The sequence below is a fragment of the Streptomyces sp. NPDC088354 genome (genome assembly GCF_044753585.1).
In the GTDB taxonomy this organism is placed as follows: Bacteria; Actinomycetota; Actinomycetes; order Streptomycetales; family Streptomycetaceae; genus Actinacidiphila.
Genome location: NZ_JBIVNJ010000008.1, coordinates 187,418 through 202,508 on the forward strand (window position 1 = coordinate 187,418; position 15,091 = coordinate 202,508).

At 72.0% G+C, this 15,091-nt stretch carries 12 protein-coding genes; 2 read left to right on the forward strand and 10 right to left on the reverse strand.

Features of this window, described 5'->3' with window-relative positions; genetic code table 11:
- Positions 1–170 precede the first annotated feature (170 nt).
- The 3 genes from ACIP98_RS15365 to ACIP98_RS15375 form a co-directional block, all read right to left on the reverse strand.
- Positions 171–944 (reverse strand): TIGR03936 family radical SAM-associated protein, encoded by a 774-nt coding sequence (locus tag ACIP98_RS15365; RefSeq protein ID WP_319661321.1) that lies wholly within the window; start codon positions 942–944, stop codon positions 171–173.
- Between the two features lie 250 nt (positions 945–1,194).
- Complete coding sequence (locus ACIP98_RS15370; RefSeq protein ID WP_319661322.1) at positions 1,195–1,710, reverse strand: GNAT family N-acetyltransferase; 516 nt, start codon at positions 1,708–1,710, stop codon at positions 1,195–1,197.
- A gap of 33 nt (positions 1,711–1,743) precedes the next feature.
- Positions 1,744–2,592, reverse strand: coding sequence for a helix-turn-helix transcriptional regulator (locus ACIP98_RS15375; RefSeq protein ID WP_319661323.1), 849 nt, complete (start codon positions 2,590–2,592; stop codon positions 1,744–1,746).
- 86 nt (positions 2,593–2,678) lie between these two features.
- On the opposite strand from ACIP98_RS15375, the gene ACIP98_RS15380 reads away from it, so the two are divergent.
- Positions 2,679–3,482, forward strand: a complete 804-nt coding sequence (locus tag ACIP98_RS15380; RefSeq protein WP_319661324.1) for a glucose 1-dehydrogenase — start codon at positions 2,679–2,681, stop codon at positions 3,480–3,482.
- Between the two features lie 61 nt (positions 3,483–3,543).
- Here the strand turns inward: ACIP98_RS15380 and ACIP98_RS15385 are convergent, their stop codons facing one another.
- Positions 3,544–5,004, reverse strand: a complete 1,461-nt coding sequence (locus ACIP98_RS15385) for an APC family permease (RefSeq protein ID WP_401976183.1) — start codon at positions 5,002–5,004, stop codon at positions 3,544–3,546.
- Positions 5,005–5,129: 125 nt separating this feature from the next.
- Here ACIP98_RS15385 and ACIP98_RS15390 point away from each other — a divergent pair, with 125 nt between their 5' ends.
- Positions 5,130–6,305, forward strand: coding sequence for an ROK family transcriptional regulator (locus ACIP98_RS15390; protein ID WP_401976185.1), 1,176 nt, complete (start codon positions 5,130–5,132; stop codon positions 6,303–6,305).
- Between the two features lie 82 nt (positions 6,306–6,387).
- Here ACIP98_RS15390 and ACIP98_RS15395 read toward each other — a convergent pair whose 3' ends face one another.
- The 6 genes from ACIP98_RS15395 to mreC all read right to left on the reverse strand — a co-directional run bounded on the left by ACIP98_RS15395 (position 6,388) and on the right by mreC (position 14,995).
- Positions 6,388–8,313 carry a TIGR03960 family B12-binding radical SAM protein gene (locus ACIP98_RS15395; RefSeq protein ID WP_401976188.1) on the reverse strand — a complete coding sequence of 642 codons (1,926 nt, stop codon included), beginning with the start codon at positions 8,311–8,313 and terminating at the stop codon, positions 6,388–6,390.
- A gap of 121 nt (positions 8,314–8,434) precedes the next feature.
- Positions 8,435–9,976: a CYTH and CHAD domain-containing protein gene (locus tag ACIP98_RS15400; RefSeq protein WP_319661329.1), complete on the reverse strand. Its 1,542-nt coding sequence runs from the start codon at positions 9,974–9,976 to the stop codon at positions 8,435–8,437.
- 60 nt (positions 9,977–10,036) lie between these two features.
- Entirely contained in the window at positions 10,037–11,233 is a 1,197-nt protein-coding gene (gene rodA / locus ACIP98_RS15405; RefSeq protein WP_319661330.1) for a rod shape-determining protein RodA, read from the reverse strand.
- Positions 11,230–13,437, reverse strand: coding sequence for a penicillin-binding protein 2 (gene mrdA, locus ACIP98_RS15410; protein ID WP_401976192.1), 2,208 nt, complete (start codon positions 13,435–13,437; stop codon positions 11,230–11,232). The genes rodA and mrdA overlap by 4 nt, the downstream gene beginning before the upstream one ends.
- A complete protein-coding gene (gene mreD / locus ACIP98_RS15415) occupies positions 13,434–14,042 on the reverse strand; it encodes a rod shape-determining protein MreD (protein ID WP_319661332.1) in 609 nt (202 codons plus the stop codon). Before mreD ends, mrdA begins: the two co-directional genes overlap by 4 nt.
- Positions 14,039–14,995, reverse strand: coding sequence for a rod shape-determining protein MreC (gene mreC, locus ACIP98_RS15420; RefSeq protein WP_319661333.1), 957 nt, complete (start codon positions 14,993–14,995; stop codon positions 14,039–14,041). Before mreC ends, mreD begins: the two co-directional genes overlap by 4 nt.
- Positions 14,996–15,091: the final 96 nt, after the last annotated feature.

Sequence of the window (15,091 nt, forward strand, 5' to 3'; positions counted from 1 at the left end):
CCACGGCGGCCCGCGTCTTCGCGGTGCCGCCGCCCGGGGGCGCGGGCGCCACACGGGAGCTGTCGTATCGCTCGTCGGCACCGCCCTGACGGGCCGACGAAAGTCTCGTCTGATGCGTACTGCCGGTTCCGGGTCACCCCGGACGCCTCGGCGGCACAACGACGGCAGTCCTACGCTGAGCCTTCCGGTACCGTCGCGGCATCGCGGTCAGGCGCGAGCGGATCGGTCACCGTGCCGGTCTCCTCGTCGAGCGGCCCCTGCGCCAGCCTGGTCACCGCTGCGGGGACCGGCGGCGCGAGGTCGGCCACCGCACGGAGGCCGGACAGGACGTCGTCGGGTCGCACGGCAGGTGTCAAATGCCGAACAACCAGCCGCAGTATCGCACAAGGTGCTGGCCCAGGCCTATCGGCACCCTGTTCGATGTCGCCGCCATGGGCCCCGGCGACCTGCGGGTCCACCACTTCGAGCCGGATCACGGCGTCGCGCGCGTCGAAACTGCGCACGCCGTTCTTCGTCATCCGCTGGACCTCGACGGTCCCGGCGGCGAGGAACGCGGCCACCGCACGTTCGGCGTCGGCCTGCTCCACACCGTCCAGCCGCAGCTGCCACACCGACGCCTCCAGCCGCTCGGCGAGGCCCGAGGTGCGGGCCTCCACGGCGTCGACGACGTCGAGACCGCCCGGAAGCGACTCGTCCAGCAGCAGGCGCAGTTTCTCCGGCTCACGGGCCTCGGCGAGCGCGATCTCCAGGTACTCGGCCTCGCTGCCGACGCCGGTGGGTGCGGCGTTCGCGTAGGAGACCTTGGGATGCGGGGTGAAACCGGCCGAGTACGCCATGGGCACCTCGGCACGCCGCAGCGCCCGCTCGAATGCGCGCTGGAAGTCGCGGTGGCTGGTGAACCGGAGGCGGCCGCGCTTGGTGTAGCGCAGTCGGATGCGCTGCACCGCGGGTGCGGGCGGCGGGCCTTCGGGCTGTCGCTTGCCCAGTGTCGTTCAGTCCCTCGTGCGTCTGGTCGCCCCGAGTGGGGCTGCTTGTCGTCTTCCAGGTTACTGGGGGTTCCGGACTTCCGAATCCGCACGCCGCACCACGGGCCCCGCACACGGCCCCGTGCCCCGTGTGCCGTCGGGTGTCCGCCCCGCACCATGCGCCCGACGTGCACCACGCGCCGCCGAACGCGCACCCGGGCCGCCCGCGTCACACCCGGTAACGCATCTTGCCCCCGGTGGCGCCCTCCAGGACCCCGCCGTTGGCCTCGATGACCTTGCGCGAGGCCACATTGCCGGCGTCGCAGGTGACCAGGGCGGGATCGAGGCCGAGTTGGCGGGCCAGCGGCAGGGCGGCGCGGAGCATGGCCGTCGCGTGCCCCCGGCGCCGGGCGGACGGCCGGACGTCGTAGCCGACGTGGCCGAGCAGTTCACCCCAGGGCGGGGTCAGTTGCGGGCGGACGGAGAGCCGGCCGAGGAAGGCGTCGCCGTCCACGTACCAGTACGTCACGCACAGGTCGACCGGATCGCGGGTCGGGCCGCGCACGCTCGCCACGTGCTCGGCGAAGACCGCCGGGTCCCGCCAGCGGCCGCCGTACTCGCGAAGCGCGTTCCCGATCGCCGAGATCTCGCCCCGGGCGCCGCGCCCCTCGGCCCGGAACTCCTCCATCGCGGCGACGTAGGACGCGTGGACGGCGGTGGTGGGACGCACGAGTGAGGGCGGCACGGCCTCAGTCTGCGTCACCTGCGGGCCGACCACTCAGCCGGGCACGTCCATTCGTTGGGTACCGACGACCGACAGCAGGCGCAGTGCCTCCTCGGCCGGCGATCCGGGGTCTGCGGTGTAGATGACGACGTGCTGGTCCCGGTCGGAGAGGTCCAGCACGTCGCAGTTGACGGTGACCGCACCGACCAGTGGGTGGCGCAGCGTCTTGCGCAGGGTCAGCTCGCCGGTCACGTCGTGGGACTCCCACAGTCGGGTGAACTCCTCGCTGCCGGCGAGGAGTTCGGCCACCAGGCCGGACACCTCGGGGTCGTCGGGGTAGCGGGCGGCGGCGGCCCGCAGCCGGTGGGTGGAGAAGCGGGCGAAGGCCTCCACGTCCGACAGCCCGTACAGCCGGCGGTCCCCCGTCCCGAGGAACAGACGGCGCACCAGGTTGCGGTCGCGTCGCGGCAGGGCGGAGAAGTCCTCCAGGAGTGCGGCCGCGAGGTCGTTCCAGGCGATCACCTCGTACATCGCGGACATCACCATCGCGGCGGCGTCGGGGAGCCGGTCCAGCAGGTCGAGGATGCTCTGCCGCACCTCCCGCGGGGGTCCGGCGGGCGGCGCCGCGGGGGCGCCGAGGGCGAGGTGGTGGAGGTGGTCGCGCTCGGCGTCCGACAGGCGCAGGGCGCGGCTCAGCCCGGCCAGCACCTCGCGCGACGGGCGCGGCGCCCGGGCCTGTTCCAGCCGGGTGTAGTACTCCGTCGAGATGAAGGCCAGTTGCGCCGCCTCCTCGCGGCGCAGCCCGGGTGTGCGGCGCCGCGTGCCGGCGGGCAGGCCCACCTCGGCGGGGCTGATCCGCTCGCGGCGGCTGCGCAGGAAGTCCCCCAGCTCTCGTCTGTCCACCCCTCCAGTGTGCGCGGGCGGGCCGGGCCCAGCCAGGTACCGCCCGTGCCTGGATGGGCGGCGCGGCCGGCCGCAGGCTCGCCGGTATGAACGAGACGACAACGACCCTCACCTCCACCACCGCGACCGGGCAGGGCCTGCTGGCCGGCAAGGTCGCCTTCGTCACCGGTGCCGGACGGGGCATCGGCGCCGCCGCGGCCCGGCTGTTCGCCCGCGAGGGCGCCACGGTGGTGCTCGCGGCCCGTACCGAGACCCAGCTCAAGACGGTGACCGAGGAGATCCGCGCGGCGGGCGGCACCGCCGACCACATCGTGTGCGACGTGGCCGACGCCGCGAGCGTGCGCGCCGCCGTCGACCGCGTCGTGGACCTGCACGGCCGTCTCGACGCCGCCTTCAACAACGCCGCCACCATCGTGCCGCCCGGCCCGATGGACCGGGTCGCCGAGGAGGACTTCGACCGCGTCTACGCGGTGAACCTGCGCGGCACCTGGCTGGCCATGGCGGCCGAGGTCGCCGCGATCCGGGCCACCGCGGGCACCGGCGCCATCGTCAACAACTCCAGCGTCGGCAGCTGGGGCGCCAATCCGGAGCTGCCCGTCTACGGCGCGCTGAAGCGCGCGGTCAACAGCCTCACCGAGTCCGCCGCCGTCACCTACGGACCCGAGGGCATCCGCGTCAACGCGGTCGCCCCCGGTACCACGCTGACCGAGATGATCCGCGAGTGGGAGCACGCATCCCCCGGCCTCGTCGAACGGCTGGGCGCCGCGACCCCGCTCCGCCGCGCCGCCGAGCCCGCCGAGATCGCCGAGGCCGCCGCCTGGCTGCTCAGCGACCGCGCCTCCTTCGTCACCGGCGCCGTTCTGCGCGTCGACGGCGGCATCCGCGTGTGACTTGACGGGCACACGCCGCGGGCCGGCCCCGGAGGACGCCGGGACCGGCCCGCGACCCGCCTCACGCGGTGACGGCGGCCGTCTCCGCGTCCGGGTCGGCGCCCTCCAGGTACTCCTCGGAGATCTCCTTCGGCCCGAAGGGCCAGACCTTCTCGTACGCCGCCCAGCCCACGAACGCGACGCAGCCCAGGGCGACCCACGCCAGGGACCATTCGATCGGGTGGCGACCGGGGGCGTTGGTGTCGGCGTACCCGTAGATGACGAGCCAGCCGACGAGCGCGACCAGCCCCGGGAGCGGGTAGAGCCACATCCGGTAGGGCCGGCGCAGCCCCGGCTGGCGGCGGCGCAGCACGGTGACGGCGAGCACCTGGGCGAGTGCCTGGACGATCACCATGACCGCGGTCAGGAGCTGGATCAGGGTGGCCAGGTCGGTGTGGCGGCCGATGAGGAAGCCGATGCCCGTGACGACGCCCATCGTGACCAGTCCCAGCACCGGGAAGCGGTGCTTGGCGTGCAGCCTGCCGTAGGGCCGGAAGAAGACCCGCTCGCGCGCGGCGTCGTACGGCACCCGCGAGCCCCCGAGGAGCCCGGCGAAGACCGAGGCGAAGGCGGTGACCAGGATGAGCACGGTGACCACCTGGGCGGCGCCCCTGCCCCACGTCTGCTCCAGCACGGCGGAGGCCACGGACGAGGAGGCGATGTCGCCGGGATCGGTCATGCGGTGCCAGTCCACGACACCGAGGGTGCCGATCTGCAGCAGCAGGTAGATCGCCATGATGCCGAGGATCGAGAGGACGATGGAGCGCGGCAGGGTGCGGCCGGGATCCTTCACCTCGGCGCCCATGTACGCGGTGGTGTTGTACCCGAGGTAGTCGTAGATGCCGATGGTCAGGCCCGCCGCGAAGCCGGTCCAGAAGTGAGTGCTCGTCAGCTCGAAGGCGTGGGCGGGGTAGGTGAACGCCTGGTGCGCGTCGAAGTGCGTGAACGCCGCGACGATGACCAGCAGCACCGAGGCGATCATCACGCACCACATGACGGCGGTGAGCCGGGCGATGTACTCGATGCCGCGCCACAGCAGCAGAACGACCACCGCGATCAGCCCGAGCCCGACGACGTCGCCCGTGGTCCTGCCCATGTCCGGGGCCAGGTAGCCCAGGTACTGGACGAAGCCGACGACCCCGGTGGACATGATCAGCGGGATGAAGAGCATCGCCGTCCACACGAACAGGAACGGCATCAGCTTGCCCGTGCGGTACTGGAACGCCTGCCGCAGATACACGTAACTGCCGCCGGAACCCGGCATGGAGGAGCCGAGTTCGGCCCAGACAAGGCCGTCGGCGAGGGCGAGCACTGCACCGGCGACGAACCCGATGACGGCCTGCGGACCGCCGAAGGCGGCCACCATGAGCGGGATGGTCACGAACGGGCCGATGCCGCACATCTGGCTCATGTTGATGGCGGTGGCCTGGAACAGGCCGATGCGTCGGACGAAGCCGCCTGCGGGGGGTGCACTGCCGGCCATGCGGGCCTCCGTGGGCTGGAGAGCGGGGGACGTCGGGTCATCGCCTGGGCGCCGGGGCGTGATTAAGTTAAGTACCTTTACTTAGGGCGTCAAGGGGTCCCGCCGAGGTGCATGAGAATGGTCCGATGAGCGGCAGCGACAGGGGCCCCGAGCCCTGGAACCAGCAGCGCCAGCGCAGCACCAACGAACGGCTGCTGCTCGACCGGCTGCGCAGCGAGGGCCCCGCCTCCCGCGCCCAACTCGCCCGCGGGACAGGGCTGTCCAAGCCGACCGTCTCCAGCGCCCTGGCCTCACTGGAACAGCACGGCCTGGTCCGCGAGGCCGGCCGGCACGTCCCCCGTCGCGGCCGCGTCGCCGTCCTCTACGAACCCGACCCCGCCGCCGGTCACGCCCTCGGCATCGACATCGGCCGCGCCTGGCTGCGCGTCGCGCTCTGCGACCTCGACGGCACGGTCGTCGCCCGCGCCGACGCGCGCAACCGCGCCCGCAGTTCCGCCGCCATGGCCGAGCTCGTCGTCGCCACCGCGCGGGGCGTGGTCGCCGACTCCGGCGTCGCCCCCGGCGATGTCGCCCACGCCGTGGTCGCCACCCCCGGGGTCTACGACGCCGAACAGCGCCGCGTGCGCTACGCCATGCACCTGCCCGGCTGGGGCCGCGCGGGCCTCTTCGACCGGATGCGCGAGGAACTGGGCGTCCCCCTGTCGGTGCACAACGACGCCAACCTCGCCGCGCTGGGCGAGTACACCTTCGGCGCCGGGGCGGGCAGCCGGCTCTTCGTCTACGTGATGATCGGCACCGGCCTCGGCATGGGCGTCGTCGCCGACGGCAGGCTGTTCACCGGCGCCCACGGCGCCGCGGGCGAGATCGGCTTCCTGCCGTGGCCCGGCCGACACAAACCGGACATCCTGGAGGACGCCGTCTCCGGCGACGCCGTCGTCCGCTCCGCCCGCGCCCTCGGCATGACCGGCCCGCTCACCGCCAAGAAGGTCTTCGACGCCGCCCGCGCCGGCGACGCCGCGGCCGTCACCGCCGTCCGCCAGGAGGGCGAGCGGCTCGCCCACACCGTCGCCGCCGTCGCCGCCGTCCTCGACCCCGACCTCGTCGTCCTCGGCGGCGGCGTCGGCCACAGCGCCGACCTCCTCCTGAGCACCCTCCGCGAGTCCCTGCGCGGCCTCACCCCGCTGCGGCCCCGCATCTCCCCCAGCTCCCTGGGCGAGGACGCCGTCCTCCTCGGCGCGGTCGCCACCGCCCTCGACCACGCCCGCGACGTCGTCTTCGACCGCCGCACCGCGCGCGACTGAGGCCGCCCGGACGGCCGCGGGCCCGGGACACGGCGGTTGCCGTGTCCCGGGCCCGCGGGCGTGATCCCGGTTTCCGGGGGCGCTACTTGACGACCGTCAGCGGCAGCAGCTTCTTGCCGGTCGGGCCGATCTGGATATGGGTGTCCAGCTGAGGACACACCCCGCAGTCGAAGCACGGCGTCCAGCGGCAGTCGTCGACCTCGGTCTCGTCGAGGGCGTCCTGCCAGTCCTCCCAGAGCCAGTCCTTGTCCAGGCCGGAGTCCAGGTGGTCCCAGGGCAGGACCTCCTCGTAGGTGCGCTCGCGGGTGGTGTACCAGGCGAGGTCGACGCCCTGCTCCGGGAGCATCTTCTCGCACATGCGGGCCCAGCGGTCGTAACTGAAGTGCTCGCGCCAGCCGTCGAAGCGGCCGCCGTCCTCGTAGACGGCGCGGATGACGGCGCCGACCCGGCGGTCGCCGCGGGAGAGCAGGCCCTCGATGATGCCGGGCTTGCCGTCGTGGTAGCGGAAGCCGATGTTGCGGCTGTACTTGCGGTCGCCGCGGATGGCGTCGCGGAGCTTCTCCAGGCGCGCGTCCGTCTCCTCGACGCCGAGCTGCGGGGCCCACTGGAACGGGGTGTGCGGCTTGGGCACGAAGCCGCCGATCGACACCGTGGCGCGGATGTCGTTCTGGCCGGTGACCTCGCGCCCCTTCTGGATGACGTTCTTCGCCATGTCGGCGATCTGCAGGACGTCCTCGTCGGTCTCGGTGGGCAGACCGCACATGAAGTACAGCTTCACCTGGCGCCAGCCGTTGCCGTAGGCGGTGGCGACGGTGCGGATCAGGTCCTCCTCCGAGACCATCTTGTTGATGACCTTGCGGATGCGCTCGGAGCCGCCCTCGGGGGCGAAGGTGAGGCCGGAACGGCGCCCGTTGCGGGTGAGTTCGTTGGCCAGGTCGATGTTGAAGGCGTCGACGCGGGTGGACGGGAGGGACAGGCCGATCTTGTCCTCCTCGTACCGGTCGGCGAGGCCCTTGGCGACGTCGGCGATCTCGGTGTGGTCCGCGGAGGACAGCGACAGCAGGCCGACCTCCTCGAAGCCGGTCGCCTTCAGGCCCTTGTCGACCATCTCGCCGATGCCGGTGATGCTGCGCTCGCGCACCGGGCGGGTGATCATGCCTGCCTGGCAGAAGCGGCAGCCGCGGGTGCAGCCGCGGAAGATCTCCACGGACATGCGCTCGTGCACGGTCTCGGCGAGCGGGACCAGCGGCTGCTTGGGGTACGGCCACTCGTCGAGGTCCATGACGGTGTGCTTGGACACCCGCCACGGCACACCGGAGCGGTTGGGCACCATGCGGGCGATCCGGCCGTCGGCCAGGTACTCCACGTCGTAGAACTTCGGCACGTACACCCCGCCGGTGCGGGCCAGCCGGAAGAGCAGTTCGTCGCGGCCGCCGGGGCGGCCCTCGGCCTTCCAGGCCCGGATGACGTCGGTGATCTCCAGCACGGCCTGCTCGCCGTCGCCGATCACGGCCGCGTCCAGGAAGTCGGCGATCGGCTCGGGGTTGAACGCCGCGTGGCCGCCCGCGAGGACGACCGGGTCGTCCTCGGTGCGGTCCTTGGCCTCCAGCGGGATGCCCGCGAGGTCCAGGGCGGTGAGCATGTTCGTGTAGCCGAGCTCCGTGGAGAAGCTGAGGCCGAGCACGTCGAAGGCCTTCACCGGGCGGTGGGCGTCCACGGTGAACTGCGGGACGCCGTGCTCCCGCATCAGCGCCTCCAGGTCCGGCCAGACGCTGTAGGTGCGCTCGGCCAGCACGCCCTCGCGCTCGTTGAGCACCTCGTAGAGGATCATGACGCCCTGGTTGGGGAGGCCGACCTCGTAGGCGTCCGGGTACATCAAAGACCAGCGGACGTCACAGGAGTCCCAGTCCTTCACGGTGGAGTTCAGCTCTCCGCCGACGTACTGGATGGGCTTCTGAACGTGGGGGAGAAGCGCTTCCAGGCGAGGGAAGACCGACTCGACAGGCATGAGAGGTGTCTTTCGTGAGCTGGCAGGGTGGTGACCATTCAGCGTAACGCGTCACGGTCGGCTCCCCCGCCGCCCACGGGTCCCCGCCTCCGGCCGGGGAACCCCCGCGGGAGGCGGTGGCTCACCCCGCGAGGCTGCCGCGGTCGGCCTTCTTCCAGGCCTTGGGCAGTGCGTCCTCCGCCGTGTCGGCGAGGTCGCGTTCGAGCTGGAACATCACGCCGTAGGGAAAGGTGTCCTCGCCGGCCGTGCGGGCGTCCTCGGCGAGGCGGACGACGGCTTCGCGGCAGATGACACTGTCCTGGTGCTCGCCCAGGAGCTGCTGGACGGACTTCATGCGCTTGGTGTGCTTCTTGGCGGGCTTGCGGAGGCCGGGGGCGGCCTGGGCGGCCTCGCTGCTGTAGCGGGCGCGCTTGGCGGCCTTGCGGGCCTCGTGGAGGGCGAGGTCGCGCTCGTGGCCCCGGTCCATGGCGAGCGCGGGCTCGACGCGCTTGCGCAGGCGGCTGTGGTCCCGGCTGACGGCCTTGGCGGTGGCCTCGGCCGCCGGTGCGCCGGCGCGGTCGAGGTACGGGGGGCCGGCGAGCAGGGACTCGAGCGTGTCGAGCAGCCGGAAGTAGCGGGGCCCGCCGAGTTCCCGCAGGAGCTCCGCGCGGGCGCCCTCGTGGACGGGGGCGTCGCCCCCGACGCGTTCGGTCAGGTCGTCGGCGACAAGGTCGCCGGGCAGGTCGTCGAGGCGGTCCCGGAGGCGTTCCGCGAGCACCTCGCGGTCGCGTTCCAGGCCGAGCACTCCGGCCAGCCACTTGAGTTCGTCGCCGATCGGGTCGGTGGCCCGGCGGTCGAGTTCGCGGCGGAAGCTCTTCAGGGCGCTGCGCAGCCGCCGGGTGGAGACCCGCATCTGGTGCACGGCGTCCGCCTCGTCGCGGCGGACGGCGGGGTCCCAGGCCGCGATGGCGTCGACCTGCTGGTGGACGTAGGTCATCGCCACGTCGCCGACGGTGTCGACGGACGCGGGCGGCGCGGACGGCCGGGGAGCCGCCGCCAGGCGGTCGCCGAGGGCGCGGGCGAGTTTGGAGGGGCTGTCGGAGCGTCGCAGCCCGGCCTTGGCGAGCCGTTTCTCCAGGGCGTCGAGCAGCGCCGTGCCGCCGTGGACGAGTTCGGCCTCCACCTCGTCCCACGTGGTCTCCGAGGTGGGGTGCCCGCCGCTGTCGAGGACGGCGGCGGTGACGTGGTCGCGGGCGATCTCCAGCAGCGCGTCGCCGTGGGCGTCCAGCAGCCGGACCCGCTCGCGCGTGGTGCGCAGCCGCACGACGGGGACGAGTTCCCGGCCGCGGACGACGACGGCGATCTCGTCGGCCAGAGCCGCGGGGACGCGCGGGCCGCCCTTGCGTCCCTGCTTGCCGAGCGGCGCGTGGACCTCGGTGCGCGTGTCGGCGAGGGTCGTGGGGAGCTTCAGGTGCCAGCCCGCGTCGTCGCCCCCGCTGCGCCGCCGCAGGGTGACGCGCCGGGTCGCCAGGCGCAGGTCGGGGGTGTCGTAGTAGATCGCGTCGAGCTCGGCCGGTTCCATGACCCGGACGGACGCCACATCCGGCAGTCCGTCCAGGTCCGGCTCCCGGCTGCGCCCGGCGGCCTCGTACTTGCGCTCGGTCTCCGCGACACGCTTGCCCATGTCTGGACGGTAATCGGGGGTTGGGTGTGCCGCAATGGTGCGCTCACCTGGCGGGCCGGGTCAGGCCGACATGGGGCGTTGCATCTTCACTGCCTGGAGGAGCCCGACCGCGACCCAGACCGCGAACATCGAGGATCCGCCGTACGAGACGAAGGGCAGCGGCAGACCGGCGACCGGCATGATGCCGAGGGTCATCCCGATGTTCTCGAAGGCCTGGAAGGCGAACCAGGCCACGACGCCGGCGGCGATGATCGTGCCGTACAGGTCGGTCGCGTTGCGCGCGATCTTGCAGGCCCGCCACAGGACGACGCCGAGCAGGACGATGATGAGCATGGCGCCGACGAAGCCGAGCTCCTCCCCCGCCACGGTGAAGACGAAGTCGGTCTGCTGTTCCGGCACGAACTGGCCGGTGGTCTGGCTGCCGTGGAACAGGCCCTTGCCGAGCAGTCCGCCCGAGCCGATCGCGATGCGCGCCTGGTTGGTGTTGTAGCCGACGCCCGCCGGGTCGAGGGCGGGGTTGGCGAAGGCGGCGAAGCGGTCGATCTGGTACTGGTCCAGGACGCCGAGCTGCCACACCGCGACGGCGCCGCCGGCGCCCGCCGTGATGAGGCCGAGCACCCAGCGGTTGGAGGCGCCGGAGGCGAGGAGCACACCGAGCACGATGACCGCCATGACCATGACCGAGCCGAGGTCGGGCATCAGCATGACGATGGCCATCGGCAGTATGGCGAAGCCGAGGGCCTGGGCCACGGTGCGGTGGTCCGGGTGGAGCCGGTCCCCGGCGTCCACCCGCGCGGAGAGCATCATCGCCATGCTCAGGATGATGGTGAGCTTGGTGAACTCGGACGGCTGCAGCGAGAAGCCGCCGCCGAGCACGATCCAGGCGTGCGCGCCGTTGACCGTCGACCCGACCGGGGTCAGAACGGCCAGGACCAGCAGGACCGAGATCGCGTACAGCACCGGCACCGCCCCGCGCAGCCGGCGGTGGCCGAGCGCCACGGTGCCGGCCGCGAGGCCGAAGCCGATCGCGGTGTTGAGCAGGTGCCGCAGCAGGAAGTAGAGCGGGTCGCCGTGGGTGAGCTCGGTGCGGTTGCGGGTCGCCGAGTACACCAGGGCGGCGCCGATCATCGACAGCGCGAGCGCCGCGCCGAGCAGGACCCAGTCCATCCGGCGCACTATCGAGTCGCGCGCCATGAGCTTGCCGAGGGCGCCCCGCTCGGGGGTGAAGCGCCGCATCGTGTAACCGCTCGTGCTCATGCCCCGTACCTCCTGCCCAGCAGGAACCTCTCGGTGCGGTCCGGCGGCAGCGCGGCGGCGGTGAACACGGCGTCGCCCGGGGCGGACGGCAGGGCGGGCATGTCCCAGGCAGCCTTTCGGGTCTGGATCGTGCCGTCCGCGGTGATCTTGGGCAGCGCGGTCTCGGGGTGCGGGAGCAGCGCCTTCCTGTTGTCGATCGACCCGTCCTTCTGGACGCCGTACATGGCCTCGTAGATGGCACGGACGGCCGGACCGGAACCACCGGAACCCGTACCACCCTGGGAGATCGTCATGATGACCGCGTAGTCCTTGGAGTACGTCGTGAACCACGAGGTGGTCTGCTTGCCGGCGACCTCCGCGGTACCGGTCTTGGCATGCAGGGTGATCTTGTCCTGCGGCCAGCCGTTGAAGCGCCAGGCCGCGGTACCGCTGGTGACGACGCCTTCCAGGGCCTGGTTGATGTACTTCAGGGTCTTCGCGCTCGCCGGGGCCTGCCCCGTCACCTTCGGCTTGATCCTGGTGATCGTCTTGCCGTCGGCGCTGATGATCGCCTTGCCGATCGTCGGCTGGTACAGCTTGCCGCCGTTGGAGATGGCCGAGTAGATGCGGGCCATCTGGATCGGGGTGACGAGCGTGTCGCCCTGGCCGATGGCGTAGTTGACCGAGTCACCGGCACGCATCACGTAGCCGTCGACGCAGTTCTCGCGCGCGATCTGGCTCGCGTAGTCCTGCTTGTCGCTCTTGGCGACCTTGCACCAGTAGGTCTTGTTGGCCTCGTAGTAGTCGCGCTTCCACTGCCGGTCGGGGATGCGGCCGGTGACCTCGGAGGGCAGGTCGATGCCGGTGACCGAGCCCAGGCCGTACGCCTTGGCGGTCTTGTAGAACCAGTCCGCGGGGTGCTTCTTGGGCTTGGTGCCGCCGTCCTTGAGCCACTGGTCGTAGGACAGGTGGTAGAAGACGGTGTCGCAGGAGATCTCCAGCGCGTGCGCCAGGGTGATCTCGCCGGCGCTCTCGCCCTCGAAGTTGTTGAAGACACGGCCGCCGATGGTCATCGACGACGGGCACGGGTAGTGCCCGTCGATGGAGTAGCCGGCCTTGACCGCGGCTGAGGTGGAGATCGCCTTGAACGTCGAACCGGGGGCGGACTGACCCTGTATGGCCCTGTTCAGCAGCGGGAAGTTGGACTTCTTGCCGGTGAGCTTGGCGTAGTCCTTGGCCGAGATGCCGCCGACCCAGACGTTGGGGTCGTACGTCGGCGCGCTGGCCATGGCGATGACCTGGCCGGTGTGCACGTCCATGACGACGACCGCGCCGGAGTCCGCCTTGTAGTAGCTGCCCGTGACGGTGTCGAAGGTCTTGCGGGCGACCTTCATCGCCTGGTCCAGTTCCTTCTCGGCGACCGCCTGGACACGCGCGTCGATGCTGGTCACCAGGTTGCTGCCGGGCACGGCGGGGGTCTCGCCGGCCTTGCCGATGACCCGGCCGAGGTTGTCCACCTCGTAGCGGGTGACGCCGGCCGTGCCGCGCAGCTGGGTGTCGTACGTGCGCTCCAGACCCGAACGGCCGATCTGGTCCGAGCGCAGCAGCGACCGGCCCTCCTTCTCGGCGTCGGTGATCTCGTCGTCGGTGACGGGCGAGAGGTAGCCGAGCACCTGGGAGGCGTTGGCCCCGAACGGCGAGGTGTAGCGGCGCACGGCGGTGGGTTCCGCGGTGATGCCGGGGAAGTCCTCGCGGCGCTCCATGATCTGCAGCGCCTGCTGGGTGGTGGCCTCGTCGGTGATGGGGATGGGCTGGTAGGGCGAACCGTTCCAGCACGGCTTGGGGGTCTGCGAGTCGCAGAGCCGCACCTTCTTGCGGACCTCGTCCGGCTGCATGTGCAGCACCGACGCCAGCCGGGTCAGTACCGCCCGGCCGTCGTCCTTCTGCTTGAGCAGGTCGGTCCGGCTGGCGGAGACCACCAGGCGCGTCTCGTTGTCGGCCAGGGGCACGCCCTTGGCGTCCAGTATCGCCCCGCGCACGGCGGGGGTGACGACTTCCTGGACGTTGTTGCTGTTGGCCTGCGCGGTGTACTGGTCGCCGTCGCGGATCTGGAGGAACCACAGGCGGCCGCCGAGGGTGAACAGCAGCGACAGCACGAGGATCTGCAGGACCACCAGCCGGATGGTGACGCGGGGCGTGCGGCCGGTCTCGGGGATGTTGCTCACAGCCGTCGCCCTCCCTTGGCGACGCTGCCCACCTTGCCGAGCAGGCTCGGGCGCTGCCCGCCGATGCGGGCGCCGAAGCCGGACGCGGAGGCGTCGTCGGCCAGCGGGTCGTTGTCCAGGCGCCGGGCCAGGCCCATGATCCAGGGCACGGTGAACGGCGCGAGCAGCAGGTCGTACAGGGCGGCGGTGAACAGCAGCTTGCCCAGGCCCACATGCTGCGCCGCGGTGTCGCCGACGAGGGCGCCGACGGCCGCGTACAGCACGGTGGAGCCGATGGCCGCGGCGACGACCACGAGCATCGGCCGGGTGGCCGAGCGCAGTTGGCCGCTGTCGGGCTTGGCCAGGCCCGCGGCGTAGCCGATGACGCACAGCACGAGCGCGTAGCGCCCGGCGGCGTGGTCGGCGGGCGGGGCGAGGTCGGCGAGCAGGCCGGCGCCGAACCCGATGAGGGCTCCCGCGACATGGCCGTACGTCAGTGCGAGGCCGAGGACGACCAGGAGCAGCAGGTCGGGCACCGCGCCGGGCAGGTGCAGCCGGGCCAGGACGCACACCTGGATCACCATGGCGGCGACCACCAGGCCGGTGGAGAGCAGCACGCGCTTCATCGGATCTCCTCCTGCCCGTCGAGCGAGGACTGCGGGGACCCGGAGGGGCTGCCGCTCGGCGTCACCGTGACGGTGACCGTCGGGATCGGCTTCGGGCCCGCGGGCAGCACGGAGTCGCGGGGGTCCTTGCGCGGGCCCTGGATCACGACGCCGACGATGTCGAGCTGGGTGAACCGGACGAACGGGGTGACCTCGACGGTGCGGGTGAGGCCGCCGCCCGCGCGCTCGACCTTGGTCACGGTGCCGACCGGGACACCGGGCACGAACGGCTTGCCGGCCTGCGAGCCGAAGGTGACCAGCCGATAGCCGTTCCGCACGTGGGCCTTGCCGTTGAGCAGTTGCACCTGCATGGGGCGGTTGCCCTGGCCGCTGGCGAAGCCGAGTTCGGAGGACTTCTCCAGGCGGGTGCCGACGGTGAAGTCCGGGTCGCAGGCGAGCAGCACGGTGGAGGTGGACGGCCCGACGGTGGTGACCCGGCCGACCAGCCCGTCGCCGTTGATGACGGTCATGTCGCGCTCGATACCGTCGTTGGCGCCGGCGTCGATGGTGACCGTCCAGGAGAAGCCCTGCGCGGCTCCTATGGCGATGACCTGTGCGCCCTTGACGCGGTACTGGCCGGCCCCGGCGGTCTTGAGCAGCTTGTCGAGTTCGCGGGCGCGGGCGCGCGTGGCGTCCTTGCTGCCGAGCTGCTGCTTCAGCTCGGCGTTCTCCCGCTCCAGTTCGCTGATCCGGCTGCTGCGGCCGCCGGAGTCGCGTACCGCGTCCACCGCGTTGTCCACCGGATCGACGGCCGCCGCGACCCCGTTCTCCACGGGGCCGAAGACGGCGGACGCGGCGGACCGGGCACCGTCCAGCGGTGAGTCCTCTCCCCCGCGGATGTCGACGGTGATCAGCGCGAACGCGATCGCCACCAGCAGCACCAGCAGAAGCCGGCTCTCTCGTGTGTCCCTCACGGGGGCCAGTCCGTGCCTTCCTCGTCAGAGCGTGTGGGCCGTGGGCCCGTTGTGCCGTGCCGGAGAGGAGAACGATCCGGCGTACGGGCGGGAGTT

Bases quoted from the DNA above. Each gene is read 5' to 3' on its own strand.
- ACIP98_RS15380 (WP_319661324.1), top strand. From the start codon at position 2,679: ATGAACGAGACGACAACGACCCTCACCTCCACCACCGCGACCGGGCAG.
- ACIP98_RS15385 (WP_401976183.1), bottom strand. From the start codon at position 5,004: ATGGCCGGCAGTGCACCCCCCGCAGGCGGCTTCGTCCGACGCATCGGC.
- ACIP98_RS15390 (WP_401976185.1), top strand. From the start codon at position 5,130: ATGAGCGGCAGCGACAGGGGCCCCGAGCCCTGGAACCAGCAGCGCCAG.
- ACIP98_RS15395 (WP_401976188.1), bottom strand. From the start codon at position 8,313: ATGCCTGTCGAGTCGGTCTTCCCTCGCCTGGAAGCGCTTCTCCCCCAC.
- ACIP98_RS15400 (WP_319661329.1), bottom strand. From the start codon at position 9,976: ATGGGCAAGCGTGTCGCGGAGACCGAGCGCAAGTACGAGGCCGCCGGG.
- rodA (WP_319661330.1), bottom strand. From the start codon at position 11,233: ATGAGCACGAGCGGTTACACGATGCGGCGCTTCACCCCCGAGCGGGGC.
- mreD (WP_319661332.1), bottom strand. From the start codon at position 14,042: ATGAAGCGCGTGCTGCTCTCCACCGGCCTGGTGGTCGCCGCCATGGTG.